The organism is Psychrilyobacter piezotolerans (assembly GCF_003391055.1).
Lineage (GTDB): Bacteria > Fusobacteriota > Fusobacteriia > Fusobacteriales > Fusobacteriaceae > Psychrilyobacter > Psychrilyobacter piezotolerans.
Genome location: NZ_QUAJ01000043.1, coordinates 1 through 15,706 on the forward strand (window position 1 = coordinate 1; position 15,706 = coordinate 15,706).

A 15,706-nucleotide genomic window follows, 5' to 3' on the forward strand; every position below is an offset into this window, starting at 1 on the left:
TCATAAAAAATATGGAGATTTGTATTATTCTTAAATTTTTACAACTTAATATTTTCGAAGAAGCTTATTTTCTAAGCCCCTTTTTATATACATTTTTTTATTCATTTATTTCCTAAAAGTAATTTTTTCTCTAAAAATTCTTTATCATCCAACTAAACTTCTTCTTTTTTACAAATATTCAAATTTATAATTTCCTAGATAATAAAAAAAAAGAGGCAAAGCCTCTTTTTTTTACTATCTAACTGTTCCTCTAGCTGCTCTCTTTCTGTCACCCTCTGTTAAGAATTTCTTTCTCATTCTGATACTTTGAGGTGTGATTTCTACTAACTCATCGTCAGCAATATATTCTAATGCCTGCTCTAATGTAAATTCTCTACCTGGAGCTAACTTTGTAACAGCATCTGTTCCAGAAGCTCTCATATTTGTAAGCTGTTTTCCTCTAGTTACATTAACTGTAAGGTCATTTTCTCTAGAATGTTCACCAATGATCATTCCCTCATATACTTCTAACCCAGGATTAGCAAATAAAGTTCCTCTAGATTGTACATTTCCTAATGAATATGCAGTAGTTGTACCTTTTTCGATAGAGATTAATACTCCTCTTTGTCTAGTTGGTACTTCACCTTTATACGGCTCATAGTCGAAGAATGAATGGTTTAATATTCCTGTTCCTCTAGTTTCTGTCATAAATTCATTTCTGAATCCGATAAGTCCCCTTGCAGGTACTTTGAATTCTAATCTTGTATATCCATCAGTTCCTTGAACCATGTTGATCATTTCACCTTTTCTGATTCCTAACTTCTCGATTACTACACCAGTGAATTCATCTGCAACGTCAATTATAGCTAATTCGATAGGCTCAGATTTCACTCCGTCGATATCTCTCATGATAACTTGAGGTTTAGCTACCTGTAATTCAAATCCTTCTCTTCTCATGTTTTCTATTAATATAGATAATTGAAGTTCTCCTCTACCCTTTACTATGAAAGCATCAGCAGATTCAGTTCTTTCTATCTTCATACTTACATTATGTTCTACTTCTTTAGCTAATCTATCCCAGATGTTTCTAGAAGTTACAAATTTTCCTTCTCTTCCAACGAATGGAGAAGTACTTACCATAAATGTCATAGCTAATGTAGGTTCATCTATATCGATTAACGGTAATGCCATTGGGTTAGCTCTGTCTGCTATTGTTTCACCGATATCAAATTTCTCTGTTCCGGCAACTGTTACGATATCCCCGCAAACTGCCGTGTCCAGCTCTATTCTATTCATTCCTTCAGCACCAAATATTCTAGTGATCTTGAAGTTTACTAATTCACCATCTCTTTTGATCAAAGTTACTTCTTGGTTTTTATTTAAAACACCATTATGGATTCTTCCAGTTGCTAATTTTCCTAAGTAGTTATCTGGAGATATGTTAGTAACTAACATTTGTACTGGAGCTTCAGGATCTCCTTCAGGGTCTTTTACATGCTTAACTATTGTTTCAAATAATGGCTGCATGTTTAGATCTTCATCAGCTAATTCATATTTTGCAAACCCGTTTTTCGCTGAAGCAAATATTACTGGGAATTCTAATTGGTGATCGTTTGCTCCTAATTCAACAAATAGATCGAATACTAGGTCTACTACTTCTTCAGGAGTAGAGTTTGGTCTGTCGATTTTGTTTACTACAACAATTGGATTTAACCCGTGCTCTAATGCCTGCTTTAATACATATTTAGTCTGTGGCATTACACCTTCAAATGCGTCAACTAATAATAGTACTGAGTCTACCATCTTTAATATTCTTTGTACTTCTCCACCAAAGTCAGCATGGCCTGGAGTATCTACGATATTTATCTTGTATCCACCAAAATCTAACGATGCATTCTTAGATAAGATAGTTATTCCTCTTTCTTTTTCGATATCATTTGAGTCCATCGCTCTTTCAACAAGTTCTTCTCTGTCACCGAATACTCCTGATTGTCTTAACATTGCATCTACTAATGTTGTTTTCCCATGGTCTACATGGGCTATAATAGCTATATTCTTTATGTTCACTGTTTCTCCTCTTTTGCCTCATTTGGCATATATTTAATTATTTTATCTACTATATTTGCTCTTCCACAGCTTATTTAATTTTTCTAAAATTAATCTTTCATTCTTATTGTTTTGCGGAAGGTAATAAACTTTATTATTTTTTTTATACTCCTGGTATACAAAGTTGCCCTCATATCCGTGGGGGTATTTATAATCTTTTTTACCCAGATCGGTCAGATGAGTCGGCACATCCTCTATAACTCCATTTTTTATATCCATCATGGCTGAATTGATAGCCTCGTATGAACTGGATGATTTAGAAGATATGGCCAGATAGATAGTCACTTCTGACAATATAATTCTTACCTCCGGCATCCCTATCTTTTCACAGGCCAGGATAGCAGCATTTGCCATAATGAGTCCTTCTGGATTGGCCAAACCTACATCTTCCGATGCACTGATGAGTAACCGTCTGGCAATATACCTCGGATCTTCTCCCCCGTCTAACATCTTAGCCAGCCAATAAACGGCAGCGTCTGGATCCGATCCCCTGATACTTTTAATGAATGCCGAGATGGTGTTATATTTATCTTCTTTTTTATGATAACCGGCTTTTCTCTTTTGAAGCAGATTTTCCACTTCCTCCAGATTCATACTTTCCCCTACTTCTGAAATCAATTCCAGATAGTTTAAAGCTATCCTTCCATCTCCGGCAGATAACTCCTCAATATAAAGTTTTATCTCCGAATCCAATTTTATATTTTTATAACTGAGTCCGTTTTCAATGAGTTTTAATATCTCATCTTTACTCAATTTCTCAAATTCAAAGATCATGGATCTCGAAAGAAGAGCATTATTGAGGACATAGTATGGATTTTCTGTAGTTGCTCCTATGAGAACTATGAGTCCGTCCTCTGTATGAGGGAGGAGTGCATCCTGCTGTAACTTGTTAAACCTGTGGATCTCATCTAAAAATAGGAGTGTTCTCTTATTTTCTAATTCCAATCTTCTGTTGGCTCGGTCTATGACCTGCCTGAAATCATTTAAGTTAGCAGTGGTTGCATTTAATTTTTCAAAACTATAGTCAAGTTCATTTGAAATCAACACACCTAAAGATGTTTTCCCTGTCCCAGGGGGACCGAAAAATATAGAGTTGATCATCTTTCCCTTTTCTATTAATTTCCTTAAGACACTTCCTCTGCCTATAATTTTTTCCTGCCCTATATACTCATCTAAGGTTTTAGGACGCAGGGCATATGCCAGAGGTCTGACCCCGTCATAATTTTTTTGGAAAAGTGTATTCATTTCGATCTCCATTATATCACAAATTTCATTATCTGTACAACATTAAAGCAATGCCACATTGCATCCAATCAGGAATAATTACTGTTTTAAATTATTCCTTTCCATATCATAAATTAATAATTCCATACACAATTAAAGAGGCTAACCCTTTACAGGTCAGCCTCATCTCTTTAGCTTACTAGATATAGTAATAATGCTACTATTAAAAATCCAGCTGCTACAAATTCAGTCGCTTTAGCTAAGGGTCCACCATCATCATGTACACCAAAAATACTATTGGTAGCACCTGTTCCTATTCCTCCACTCATACCTTTACTTCTGTCAGGTTGAATAATTACTAAAACAATTAAAGAGATAGCAAGTATAAATAAAATTACCGTTAAAAATGTAGCCATTTTTGCCCTCCTAAAAAACCTTTTCTTTCCTAGTATTATAGCTTATTTTATCTTTTTTGTAAAAAAGTATTTAAAAAAGATTTTTTCTTTCTTTGCCATAAATCACATAAACTTTTTTTGCCAATGATTTTATAAATATTTTATCGTAAAAGTAATTCGTGAATTACCCCTCCATAATTTCAAAATCTTTAATTCATAGAACGCGGATCAAATCTGATAATGCCTATGATTATCGCTGATCTAAAACCTTTCTCTGTCACGAATTTAAAATCTAACTCTTCCTTCCCATGGTTTCTCTTCGCAAGAGAAACCTAAGTAATAATAATTAGTACTTTTAAATTGAAGTTTATAGTCGTTCCGCTTCGGCAGTACTGTTTCTACAATAACGATCGTGACTTACTTATTAAGACATTTATAAACTTCTTGATTTTCTTTGGATCTTTTTCTTGCATCAAGGCAAGAAATGATCTCAGTTAAGGGCGAAACCCTTAGAACTTTCTTTTGCCACCAATTTACACCAAGGTTATACGAATATTAAACGTTGTTCACGATTATTAAAACCACATCCTTTACACTAAGCTCACAAATAAATAACCCGAAATCTCACTAAGAAATTCTTTCTTCTTGATTAAAATTTGTCTCCACCTGTGTGATCTGCGACTATTTTTTTTTCACCGATGAAGATTCTTGTTTATTGGTGGCTAATTCCCTTAATATTAATTTTTATTTTAAAGGGAAATTTTAAAAAAGAAGTATAATTTATATATTCTGAATTTTAATTAAAAAATAATTAAATTTTTGAGGAGGTATCATGAAAATCATAGTTTTATTTTTTCTCAGCTGTACATTTTTACTTGGCGAAATTTTTAAACCCCTTACAGTTTTAATAGATTTCCCCAACTATAAATATTCCGACCTTCATCGCATAGAAAAAGAGCTGGTAAATCATCGCAGGGGAGATGAGTTTACTCCTGAGCTGTATAGGAAGATGTTTTTTAACCCTGAGGAATATAGCGGTTACAACGGCCAAAAACTACTTTCAGCTAAAAAATACTTTGATCTGGAATCCAGAGGAACCTTCATACTAGAGGGCAGTGAACAAGATATCTATGGATGGTTTACAGCTCCTAACCCCATTGAATTTTATGGGAAAAATATCAGTGAAGAGGGCGACCGTATAAGAGCTGCCTATTTAATAATTTTATCCATCAATAAATTAATAGAAAAAAAAGTGGATTTTTCCCAGTATGATCTGAACGAAGACGGCGTCATCGACGGTCTTATTATCCTCTATGCAGGAAAGGGGGAGCACCTCCCGAATTCCCTGGGAAGCCGGGCTATCTGGCCCCATTTTAACAGGATAAAAAATATTTCTGAAAGCAGGTTTTATTATTTTAAAGATCATAATAATAAAATCTGGAAAATAGATAAATATGCCTTAGTTCCCCAGGATATTCCCCTGGATCTATATATCCACGAAATAGGGCACTTTTTGGGATTGTCAGACCTGTATAAAGGAGATTCAACCATAGGTTATTGGTCTGTCATGGGTGATCTCTACTGTGGCGAGATTATCGGGAGCAAACTGAATTCCCTGGGAGGTTACCACAGATATAATCTGCAGACAAAATATAACGATAAAAATACCCCTGCTTTCTGGGCCCAGATAAAAAATTATGACCTGAACCAGATAAAAAAAGGAGGGCGATTTCTCAAACTTTATACAATTAATAATAAAAATTTTGATAATCTCATAAAAATAGACCTTCCAGGAAAAAGAATAGAACTTCCTTCAAATGGAAGGGATCTGTATTATACCGATAATTACCTCAGCTCTGACAATAATATTAAATTCTCTGTTTTTCTTCCCAAGAATACAGATAATATTTTAAAATTTGATCTTTGGTTTAATTCTGAACCGGATAAAAAAATGGGGAAAGTCCATGTACGCCGTCGTGGGGAGGATAGGTGGTTTTTATTAAAAAATAAAACCAGCAAAAAAGTTAGGAGAGGGGAATGGATCCCCCTGGAGTTCGATTTGAACCAATTTAACGGAGAGATTATAGAGATCATGGTAAGTTTAATCCCCTATGATAAAGAGGGACCCAAAGGAGCCTATATCTCAAATTTAACGGTCATGTCCGATACCGTTAAAAATTTTGACATGAAAACTACTGGAAAGAAATTTACCCACCATGGTTTTATCCATAGTTTTGGAGATGTCCTCTTAAAAAGATATATCCTTATAGAATATAGAAACCCCGTAGATAAAGATATCGACGAGGGTCTCCTTCGCACCGGATTGAATATTCCCTACAGAAAGGGTCTTTTAATATGGTATATCGATGAAAGTTATTCTGATTTTAATCAGTTAGTAAATATCCTGCCCTCAAATGAAAAACCATTATATGAAATAATAAATGCAAGGCTTAAAAAATTAAAATTAAATAAATATACCGTGTCCAGCTGGACATTTTCCTCTATAGATACCCCGGAACTGGGAGTAGTAAAGGGTGACAGAGTATTTTACAGGGAACAGATCCACGGAATGAGTTCCTTTTCTGTGGGGGAACACCTTCAGATCAGAATATTGGAAGAAAATGAAAATTATATTAAATTAATGATTATTTATCAGAATAAATAAATAAATAAATAAATAAATAAATTATTAACTCCAGTTGCTATCTTAATAAGATATTTAATTCTTCATCACAAAGAAATGAGATAACGAGACTCGCTAAGAGATCATTTTTGAGGTTAAAAAAAAACTTTTTTAGATGTTCCTTAGCTTTTCAGTAAATATTCTACTCAGTCACATTTAGATTTAGTTATATCTAATTTTAATACTCATGAATCTAAACAGAGTCAGTTAAAGACGGAACGATTAGAATTTTTTTGTCACCAAGGTTATACGAATATTAAATTTCTTTATCATTTAATAAAGAAATTTAAATGTATCACTAATTTTTAAATACTTTACTGCTATTACACAGATGTTTTAAAATCATATTTTTGTCGCAGATTTTTCAGATTACTATATTTTAAATTTGAAACGAAGTCTATAGTCGTAAACTCGTGAAGCCATAAAAAGGAAGAGTATAAACTTCCGGCTCTTTTTGTATACTTATTTCTAGCTCGCATTTTTATTTTTTTCTAATGTTATTAGATAAAATAAAATAATCGCGATATCTAAAGTATCTCGCTCCTTTAGGAGTGAAATAATCTTTTATAGCTCTACTTCATTATACAAGGATGGAATTCTTAGGTTTTTTTACAAGTAACAACTTAGGTTATTATATTAATAGGGAGGAAATTATGAATTTGAAAAAAACTATTGTTTTAGGGGGACTTTTAATAAGCAGTTTTGCCATGGCTGAAAATGCCGCCAATATTGCTGCTTCATCCAGTGCTCTTTCAGAATTAAAGGAAATATCCAGGGAAAAAAAATCTGATAAATTATTTTATTTAGTCGATGATTTCAGCGGTCTTGCCACTGCTCCCGGATTCTCTTTTGGAGCTCCATCGGGGTTAGTTCCTGGATTCGGTACAGGTTTTATGGGAGTTGCCGGGACTTCCTATAGTGATGATACCGATGGTGCCTTAGCCTTTGGGGGAGGGTTTGGAGATCCGATTAAATCTGTAGGGGGAGCTGCATCCCTTTCCATTGGTAGTATCGATCCCCGGGACGGGGGAGCTTTCAACAGAGGTTCTGTCAACCTTAGTTTAGGTAGGACTTTTACCGCTTATGGACTGGGAGCATCTGTAGGTGTCTCCAATGTCGATCTATGGCACGATACCCACGATGATAAATTAGATCCCAGCTATTATGCTGCTGTAACCAAATTATTACCAAATAATGTTGCTCCGGTTATTATAAGTGCAGGGATAGGAAGCAACGGATATGCTGATATCAGCAAGGACGATATCGATACCACTAGAAATGAAAGAGAGCATAAATGGGGAGAATTTATTTCAGGAGCAGTATATATCCATCCTCAAATGAGTCTTATTTTAGATTATTCCTCTGGTATCACTACCTTTGGTACCAGTATAGTTCCTATGCCGGACTACCCTGTTTCCATAGGATTGGCTGCCCAGGACCTCTTCAAAGAGGATAAAGCTGTAGATGAGATCAAATTTCTGGGGACCTTGTCGGTAGGTTTCGCATTCTAATTTTTTTAATGGAGGTAATTTATATGAAAAAAATATTTTTAATCTTTGCCCTCACTGCTCTAATGAATATTGGGGTAAATGCTGAAGAAAATAAAACAGATATAGCCATATTTCGTGACCGCGAATGGACTAAAGGAGTAGATGGCGAAGAAAATAACGATGCAGAGCAGCAGGAACAATCTGCAACAGACTTCTTTGAGTCCGAGTCTGCACCTGATGCAGATACAACTACTGCTACTGTTGCTCCTACCGCTCTTGCAGATTCCTTTATGGCTGCCTTTGGTATGGAAGTAGATGCCGGTGGCAGCGGTGATGCAGGTCCAGGTATGGAAGGTGGCAGTTCCGGAGGTACAATGGCGGCAGGGATGTCTGTTATTTCAACTACTTCTGCCAACCAGGTAACACCGCCTTTCACACCATACAGCTACCAAAAATAAGATCATTCAAAAAAAAGCTCTCAACTTTTGAGGGCTTTTTTTACCACCAATTCATAGAACGCGGATGACGCAGATCTAATGGATTTTTACGGATTATTCTTTTTTTTATTTTAAGCCAATTTTAACGCTGACTAAGATCTGACTTTGACATCCTGACTTTTTGACACAGATTACTATAGATATATAATCTAATTTTCACAGATTCATAAATTCAAAACACTTAATTCTTCATCACAAAGAAAAGAGGTGATGAATTCACTAAGAGAATCTGAATTTTCTTTTGACTTTTAAGCGAAGTTTATAGTCGTTGAGCTTCGGCAGTACTGTTCCTACAATGACGATTGTGTATTACTTGTAAAGACAACATATAAATCTTCTTGATTTTCTTTCCCCCTTGTATCAACCACATTTAAAATTAGATTTACTTACATCTAATTTTAATAATCGTGAATCGAAAGGGGCCGTATCAAAGACGGAAACTTTGGAACCTTCTTTCATCTATTTTTTTTTCAGACTCACATTTGAAATTAGATTTAGTTACATCTAATTTTAATAATCGTGAATCCGAAACAGACCCGTATTAAAGAGGGACTCTTTATAACTTTTTTTACCACCAATCTACACCATTTTTTTAAGATCTTACTACTATAGCACAGAAACTTTTTTCTTTTTATATAAAAAATCAAATAGATTCTAAAGTTTTCGCCTTTAATACGAGTTACTTTTTCTCTATAGCAAGAAAAAGTAGCCAAAAAGTGCCAAACTTTGAAAAATTGTTCCCAAGTAAAGTATCAACATACGAGCTTTGAAAGCTACAGTCCTCACTACTTTGCGGAACTTAATTTGTTGAACGCTCTAGTATATATGAAAGTACAAAGTAAGATCACTTTCAAAGTTGAAAAAACTAAAAAAATTTAAAGTATCTCTCTGAAGTTTATAGTCGTTCCACTTCGGCTGTAGTGTTCCTACAATGACGATTGTGTATTACTCACAAAGACAATTATAAATCTTCTTGATCCTCTTTGGTTCCGTTTCTCAGATCAAGCTGAGAAATGAACCCGTATTAAAGATGGAATCTTTAGAACCTTTACCCTCTCTCGCCCTTTAGGCACTCTGCCGTGGCGACGAACATTAGAAATCTTTTATAAGTAAAAAGGGATTTCTAAATGTCGAAAGGGAGAAAGTAACCAAAGTTATCTTTCTTTCAATTTTTTTTGTTAAAACCAAAATGTTTAATTCCTCTTTTTAGGTAAATTACATAAATCTACCCTTTGTGAGCTTTATTTATTTATTTATTTTTTTTCCTATTGCTAATTTAACAGCTGCAGCTCCTGCAGTTCCTCCCAGCGTATCTATCAGTACATCTGTAAACTGTGCTCCCCTGCCGGGGACAAAGTACTGGTGAAATTCATCTATCCCACCCATGACAAATACTATGAGAATACTTTTTTTCAAACTCCCGGTAGCAAGAAAGGCCCCGATTCCTGCTGTAAAATAAAGGCTGAAATGAGCTGCCTTTCTTATACTTCTGGATAAAATAAGGTATTTTTTTGTCTTCAAGGCTGCATCTTCTTTTGTGATCAGTTTCATTTTTACCAGGACCTTCCCAGACTGGCCGGCTGATTCATTCGCAGGCTTGGATGAAAACCAAAATGCAGTTATAAATACTATTATCAATATTATCTTTCCTGTTGTTTCTCTTTTCATAATACTCCCTTATAGATCAGAACTTTTTTGACGCTGACTAGAATCTGACTTTTTTTGCCACCGATTTACACTAATCTTAAAGCCTCCCCCTACACAGAGATTCACTGAGAATGTAAAACAGAGTCCACTGAGGTTTCTCCGGGAAACTCTTCTTCCCTCTGTGTTCTCCGTGTCCAAGTTTTTATTCTCCCTCAGGAATCCTACTCCTCCCCACTTAGATTAAGAGGGGGAACCAAAGGGGGCGTTCTGTGTCGAAGTTTACAGTCATTACTTTTCCAGTATCATCCTTGCTAACTTTAAGCTGTCATAGATATATTCTTCTACCACTTTTTCAACTATCTTTAAATTTAAAGCCTGATAATCATGAACTGCTATATTTCTGAACCCTACCATACCTTGGAGACGTGAACTCAGTTCCTCGGTTATCACATTATTTTTTTCCAGAATTTCAAAATTTTCCTTACTTGTCTGGGGGATACCCAATTTATTTTTTCTTATATAATGGGTAGCTATATCTATACTTGCTTCACAAAGCCTCTGAACATTTAAGATAATGGAATCCTGCCTCCTGTAATCATTCAGGTTTTCAGGGTTCCCATCATACTCCTCATTGATCCTGGCAATACACCTTTTTATAGTTTCACTCTTATTTAAAATAATATCATCTCTCACCTTTACACCTCATAGTTATCTATTATTTCTTTTCTTTCTTCATTTAATTTGAAATATTTTTTGTATACCAGCAGTTCAAATTTTTCCCTCAGAGTACTGCTCTTTTCATATATATATATTCCATTTTCAACTACTTCTTTCTGGAATACTGTAGAAGAATTTTTTAACTGTACCAGATCCACTTCTTTTTTTATTTCGGAGCTGATCTCCTGGGCTAAAAGAAATATATCAAAGGAATCATACTCATCTTTGGAATAAAAAGCTATATCCACATCACTATCTTCGGTATTTTCTTTTTTAGCATAGGAACCGAAGATATATACAATCTCCTTGTCTATATCTTTTAATTTTTCCAGAATTATCTGTATGATTTCATCCTTTATCATGATATCCTCCTTTTTACAATATCTCTGTAAATTCTATTGCTAATATTATACCATAAAAAAAAAGAGGTAAATACCTCTACATCACAAAGAAAAACATTTTTGCCACCAATCTTCAACCTCCTACTGTTACACCACAGAAGTTTTTGTTTTTGTCGCATAACTGAAACTTAGAGTTATGGACATAACTCTGTAGTTGAACTTAGTCAGATATTTTCTTGGTTAGAACCTTCTTTTTGGTTTTAAGTGAAGTTTATAGTCGTTATACTTCAGCCCTCTGTTTCTACAATGACGATCGTGTATTACAATGCAAAGACAATTAGAAACTTCCGGCACTTTTTGGATACTTATTTCTTGCTGGAGAGAAAAAGTATCTCGTATTAAAGGCGAAACCTTTAGAACCTTTCTTTGCCACCAATTTACACTAATTTATAAAACTTTTATAGCTATTACACAGTAGTTTTTATTTTTTTGTCACAGATTACACAGATTTTCTCAGATTTATAAAATCAAAATCTTTTTTTCTCTTTATCACGAACGACATAAATGATATACGAATATTAAACGATGTTCACGATTATAAAAATTAAGTGTATGGAAAACTTGATTTTAAATGTGAATTCAATAAAAAAAATTAAATGTATACATAAATTTTTATGATATAATTACAGTAATAAATACAGAAATAAAAGGAGAAATAATCATGGCTAAAAGATGGGATGAAAGAATATCTGATTATAAAAACGCATTGGAACGTTTAAATGAGGCTATAGAAGAAAGTAAAACAATAAACTCCTCTACCATAAGAGATGGTGTTATACAGAGATTTGAATTTACACTGGAATTATCCTGGAAAGTGATGAAATATTTCCTTAATTCCGAAGGTCTTACAGAAGCCAAAGCTCCCAAAAGTACTATTCGGGCAGGATTTAATAATGAAGTTATAAAAAATGCCAAATTGTGGATAGATATGATAGAGGATAGAAACCTGACTACCCATACTTACTCCCAATCAACTTCTGATGAAATATATGAAAAAATCATTCACTCCTATTACAAAGAATTAAAAGTTTTTTATCTAAATATGAAAGATAAAGAGGTGGAATAATGTTTGGATTAGAGAAGAGATCCGAGGAAGAATTAAGAGCTATTTTAATTCTACACGGGGTAGAAAAAGCAGTTATTTTTGGTTCCAGAGGAAGTAAAAAATATAAAAAAACTTCCGACATAGATATCGCTGTATTTGGTGATTTTACCAGCACAGAAATAAACTTAATGAGATGGGATATAGAGGAAAGCAGGATAATATATTTTGTAGATTTAGTTCACTTTGAAAAAGTAACAGATGAGGAGTTTAAAAAGAGTATTTTAGAAGGAAAAGAGTTCAAAATATATTAAGAATAGAGTCTGATTTAGCGGTATTAAATAGAACGCGGATGACACAGATCTATATGGATTTTTACTGATTTTTTTTGTTTTAAACCCAATTTTGACGCAGACTAAATTCTGACTTTGATATTCTGACTTTTCTTCAGATTTTAAAAGTGAAGTTTATAGTCGTTGAGCTTCAGCAGTACTGTTTCTACAACAACGATCGTGTATTACTCCACTAAGACAAGATGGTTTTAGCTTCGTTTTCTCTGTTATGAGATTCATATTTAAAATTTATTCTAAAGTTAGAATTAATTTTGATATTCATGAAATCTCCATAAGAAGAAAGAGTAAGGAAACTTCTTGAATTTTTCCGTTAGCTTTTTTTTCCACATTTAAAATTTATTCTATAAATTAGAATAAACTTTAATAATCGTGGCATCAAGGTAACTCGTATTAAGGGCGAAACCCTTAGATTTTTCTCTTTGCCACTAATTATCACGAATAAACCTTCAGCACGAAGAATAGAGATAAAGAGCATACTAAGTGTATCAAAACACTTACACAAAGCTCACAAAGGAATAACTAAAAAGATCACTAAGAAAATCTTTTCTTGGTTAGAACCTTCTACCTTTGACGCAGACTAGAATCTGACTTTGATATTCTGACTTTTCTTTAGATTTTTAAAAATGAAGTTTATAGTCGTTACACTTCAGCTCTACTGTTTCTACAACAACGATCGTGACTTACTCACTAAGACAACATATAAACCTTCTTGAACTCTTTCGTTAATTTTTCTTTCCCACATTTAAAATTTATTCTAAAGTTAGAATCAATTTTAATACTCGTGGTATCAAAGTGACCCGTATTAAAGATGGAATCTTTAGAATCTAATTTTTGCCACCAAGGTTATACGAATATTAAACTTCTTTATCATTTAATAAAGAAATTTAAATGTATCACTAATTTATAAATTTTTACTGCTACAGCACAGAAGTTCTTAATTTTTTTGTCACATAACTGAAACTTAGAGTTATGAATATAACTCTGTAGTTGAACTTAGTCAGATATTAGAGATTATTTGAAATTACAATCTCAATATTCCTGTAGATTACACAGATTTTCTCAGATTTATAAAATTAAAAGGCTTCATCACAAAGAAATGAGATAATGAGACACACTAAGGGAATCTTTTCTTCTTGGTTTTAAATTCCGAAGTTTATAGTCGTCCAACTTTAGCAGTACTGTTCCAACAACAACGATCGTGACTTACTCACTAAGAAAATTTATACTCCCTAAATTTAATAGCTATAGCTCCGGCACTTCCTCCCAGTGTATCTATCAGTACATCGGTAAACTGTGCTCCCCTGCCAGGGACAAAGTGCTGATGAAATTCGTCTATTCCTCCCAGGATAAATACTATGAGAAGGCTTTTTTTCAGGCTTCCCGTAGCAAGAAAAGCCCCGATTCCTCCTATAAAATAAAGGCTGAAATGAGCTATTTTTCGTATACCCCTGGATAAAACACGGTATTTTTTTGTTTTCAATGCTACATCTTCTTCAGTAACCAACCTCAGATTTATCAAAACCTTCCCAGACTGGCCGGCAGATTCAGTCGCAGGCTTGGAGGAGAACCAAAATGTGGTTAAAAATACCATAATTAATATTATCTTTCCTGTCGTTTCTCTTTTCATAATACTCCCTCGATTAAAACATAATGTACAGTGTAAAATGTACAATTAGAGACTTTTTTTATTAATTTTTTAACACTAAAAGAATCTATTCTCTTTTGTCACGAATTACACTAATCTCACTAAGAAAATATTTAATTTTCAAGGATTAGATCTTTACCAAGAATGAAATAAAATCCTGCTTTTTCATAGCTTTTTATCCGTGTATGTATATTTTATACATTCGCGTTCTATGATTTTTCTTGTTTACTTTATGATTTTATTTAATTTATTTTTTACAAATTCTAAAATTTTTAAACTATCATTTTTTGCTTCATCAACTAAATCATGAGATGGTAGCAAACCAAAACCTGTATCCATGTATCTGTAAGCTGTAGAATATGGAGTTAAATTTTCTGCTGATTCATATAATTTTTCAAACTCTTTATCCAGTTCAATTATTTTGTCTAAAATAACATTACCTCACTATCTTTAATTGGTATTTTCATAAATTAAATACCCCCTTTCTAAAATATCACTTTCAATCCGATTTTCTATCTTTGAATTTTTTTTAAATTCCATTTCACTTTCTACGATTATGTCTTTAGGAAATCCAATTCCTCTCAACGCTTTTATCCCACGTCTCATCTCTATAATTTTATTTTTACAATCTTTTGTAAGAACCATAATATCTAGATCACTATCTTCATTTGGTTCTCCCCAAGCATAAGATCCAAATATATATATTTTTTTAGGACTAAATTCTTTTACTAATCTATTTTTAGCTTCTTCAAGTTTATTTAAATTAATCATTTTTAACCTCCCTATGAGTTTATTTATTATACTCCATATTATACCATAAAAAAAAGAGGTAAATACCTCGATAAAAATAAAACTAATTTAAAAAAATTTGAAACCTTGTCACGAATTACACGAATCTTACTAAGAAAACCTCTTCTTTTTGACCCTGACTAAGGTCTGACTCTTTCTTTGCCACCAATTTACACTAATTAAATTATTCTACTGCTACAACACAGCTGTCTTTTTTCTTGTCGCAGATTACACAGATTAAAACCAAAACCTCTACACGAAGGTCACAAAGGAAAGACTAGAAAGTTCACTAAGTTTTAATTCTTTCTTCTTGTACTTCGTGTCCAAGGTTTAAGTACTTAGTCTAATATATATCTTTTTATCCCTTTTTTTAACAACTCTTCATTAAAGTTTATAAGGAGCCCTAATTTTTTATTACTGAGTTTTAGGTAAGTTAACAATTGAGCTTTATGCACTACCTTTAAAGATTCAACAACCTTAAGTTCTAATATAATTTTTTCTTCAACTAAAACATCAATTCTATATCCCTCTTCTATTTTTAATTTCCCATCATATATAATAGGTAATTTTACTTGTGATCTGTATTGAATATTATTTTTTTCTAATTCATAACTTACATTGTATAATTAAATGCAACAAAAAAAGATCCATAGAGACTTCCTTGGTATAATGTATGTGCGAGCAAACATTAATGGAGGTTTCTATGAATCGAGAACATATTACCATTTTAGAAAGAGA

At 33.3% G+C, this 15,706-nt stretch carries 13 protein-coding genes and 1 pseudogene; 5 read left to right on the forward strand and 9 right to left on the reverse strand.

Going from position 1 to position 15,706, the window contains the following annotated elements:
• Positions 1 to 234 precede the first annotated feature (234 nt).
• From typA to secG, 3 genes are all read right to left on the reverse strand, one after another.
• Positions 235 to 2,046: a translational GTPase TypA gene (typA, locus tag DYH56_RS14655; RefSeq protein WP_114643617.1), complete on the reverse strand. Its 1,812-nt coding sequence runs from the start codon at positions 2,044 to 2,046 to the stop codon at positions 235 to 237.
• Positions 2,047 to 2,088: 42 nt separating this feature from the next.
• A complete protein-coding gene (locus tag DYH56_RS14660) occupies positions 2,089 to 3,330 on the reverse strand; it encodes a replication-associated recombination protein A (protein WP_114643618.1) in 1,242 nt (413 codons plus the stop codon).
• Between the two features lie 170 nt (positions 3,331 to 3,500).
• On the reverse strand, positions 3,501 to 3,725 hold the full coding sequence (secG, locus tag DYH56_RS14665) for a preprotein translocase subunit SecG (RefSeq protein ID WP_028855483.1): 225 nt from the start codon (positions 3,723 to 3,725) through the stop codon (positions 3,501 to 3,503).
• Positions 3,726 to 4,536: 811 nt separating this feature from the next.
• Here secG and DYH56_RS14670 point away from each other — a divergent pair.
• The 3 genes from DYH56_RS14670 (at position 4,537) to DYH56_RS14680 (ending at position 8,335) form a co-directional block, all read left to right on the forward strand.
• Positions 4,537 to 6,369 (forward strand): immune inhibitor A domain-containing protein, encoded by a 1,833-nt coding sequence (locus DYH56_RS14670; RefSeq protein WP_114643619.1) that lies wholly within the window; start codon positions 4,537 to 4,539, stop codon positions 6,367 to 6,369.
• 671 nt (positions 6,370 to 7,040) lie between these two features.
• Positions 7,041 to 7,898, forward strand: a complete 858-nt coding sequence (locus DYH56_RS14675) for a hypothetical protein (protein ID WP_114643620.1) — start codon at positions 7,041 to 7,043, stop codon at positions 7,896 to 7,898.
• An 8-nt stretch (positions 7,899 to 7,906) separates the two neighbouring features.
• The gene (locus tag DYH56_RS14680; RefSeq protein WP_147269626.1) at positions 7,907 to 8,335 is read left to right on the forward strand and encodes a hypothetical protein; all 429 of its coding nucleotides are present in this window, start codon (positions 7,907 to 7,909) and stop codon (positions 8,333 to 8,335) included.
• Between the two features lie 1,284 nt (positions 8,336 to 9,619).
• On the opposite strand, the gene DYH56_RS14685 is transcribed toward DYH56_RS14680, so the two are convergent.
• The 3 genes from DYH56_RS14685 to mntA all read right to left on the reverse strand — a co-directional run bounded on the left by DYH56_RS14685 (position 9,620) and on the right by mntA (position 11,100).
• Positions 9,620 to 10,042: a VanZ family protein gene (locus DYH56_RS14685; RefSeq protein WP_114643622.1), complete on the reverse strand. Its 423-nt coding sequence runs from the start codon at positions 10,040 to 10,042 to the stop codon at positions 9,620 to 9,622.
• 267 nt (positions 10,043 to 10,309) lie between these two features.
• Positions 10,310 to 10,714: a type VII toxin-antitoxin system HepT family RNase toxin gene (gene hepT, locus DYH56_RS14690; protein WP_114643623.1), complete on the reverse strand. Its 405-nt coding sequence runs from the start codon at positions 10,712 to 10,714 to the stop codon at positions 10,310 to 10,312.
• A gap of 2 nt (positions 10,715 to 10,716) precedes the next feature.
• The gene (mntA, locus tag DYH56_RS14695; protein WP_199533048.1) at positions 10,717 to 11,100 is read right to left on the reverse strand and encodes a type VII toxin-antitoxin system MntA family adenylyltransferase antitoxin; all 384 of its coding nucleotides are present in this window, start codon (positions 11,098 to 11,100) and stop codon (positions 10,717 to 10,719) included.
• Between the two features lie 700 nt (positions 11,101 to 11,800).
• Here mntA and DYH56_RS14700 point away from each other — a divergent pair.
• Together DYH56_RS14700 and DYH56_RS14705 are read left to right on the forward strand one after the other, a co-directional pair.
• Complete coding sequence (locus tag DYH56_RS14700) at positions 11,801 to 12,205, forward strand: nucleotidyltransferase substrate binding protein (protein ID WP_114643624.1); 405 nt, start codon at positions 11,801 to 11,803, stop codon at positions 12,203 to 12,205.
• Positions 12,205 to 12,495: a nucleotidyltransferase family protein gene (locus DYH56_RS14705; protein ID WP_114643625.1), complete on the forward strand. Its 291-nt coding sequence runs from the start codon at positions 12,205 to 12,207 to the stop codon at positions 12,493 to 12,495. The genes DYH56_RS14700 and DYH56_RS14705 overlap by 1 nt, the downstream gene beginning before the upstream one ends.
• A 1,249-nt stretch (positions 12,496 to 13,744) precedes the next feature.
• On the opposite strand, the gene DYH56_RS14710 is transcribed toward DYH56_RS14705, so the two are convergent.
• The 3 genes and pseudogenes from DYH56_RS14710 to DYH56_RS14720 all read right to left on the reverse strand — a co-directional run.
• The gene (locus DYH56_RS14710) at positions 13,745 to 14,161 is read right to left on the reverse strand and encodes a VanZ family protein (protein WP_114643626.1); all 417 of its coding nucleotides are present in this window, start codon (positions 14,159 to 14,161) and stop codon (positions 13,745 to 13,747) included.
• A gap of 468 nt (positions 14,162 to 14,629) precedes the next feature.
• A complete protein-coding gene (locus DYH56_RS14715; protein ID WP_114643627.1) occupies positions 14,630 to 14,950 on the reverse strand; it encodes a nucleotidyltransferase domain-containing protein in 321 nt (106 codons plus the stop codon).
• Positions 14,951 to 15,306: 356 nt separating this feature from the next.
• Positions 15,307 to 15,570 (reverse strand): annotated as a pseudogene (locus DYH56_RS14720) (GxxExxY protein); the annotation flags it as partial.
• Positions 15,571 to 15,706 lie beyond the last annotated feature (136 nt).

Coding starts and splice junctions, on each gene's coding strand:
- DYH56_RS14700 (WP_114643624.1), top strand. CDS start 11,801: ATGGCTAAAAGATGGGATGAAAGAATATCTGATTATAAAAACGCATTG.
- DYH56_RS14715 (WP_114643627.1), bottom strand. CDS start 14,950: ATGATTAATTTAAATAAACTTGAAGAAGCTAAAAATAGATTAGTAAAA.
- secG (WP_028855483.1), bottom strand. CDS start 3,725: ATGGCTACATTTTTAACGGTAATTTTATTTATACTTGCTATCTCTTTA.
- DYH56_RS14685 (WP_114643622.1), bottom strand. CDS start 10,042: ATGAAAAGAGAAACAACAGGAAAGATAATATTGATAATAGTATTTATA.
- DYH56_RS14675 (WP_114643620.1), top strand. CDS start 7,041: ATGAATTTGAAAAAAACTATTGTTTTAGGGGGACTTTTAATAAGCAGT.
- DYH56_RS14705 (WP_114643625.1), top strand. CDS start 12,205: ATGTTTGGATTAGAGAAGAGATCCGAGGAAGAATTAAGAGCTATTTTA.
- DYH56_RS14710 (WP_114643626.1), bottom strand. CDS start 14,161: ATGAAAAGAGAAACGACAGGAAAGATAATATTAATTATGGTATTTTTA.
- DYH56_RS14680 (WP_147269626.1), top strand. CDS start 7,907: ATGGAGGTAATTTATATGAAAAAAATATTTTTAATCTTTGCCCTCACT.
- mntA (WP_199533048.1), bottom strand. CDS start 11,100: ATGATAAAGGATGAAATCATACAGATAATTCTGGAAAAATTAAAAGAT.
- DYH56_RS14660 (WP_114643618.1), bottom strand. CDS start 3,330: ATGAATACACTTTTCCAAAAAAATTATGACGGGGTCAGACCTCTGGCA.
- DYH56_RS14670 (WP_114643619.1), top strand. CDS start 4,537: ATGAAAATCATAGTTTTATTTTTTCTCAGCTGTACATTTTTACTTGGC.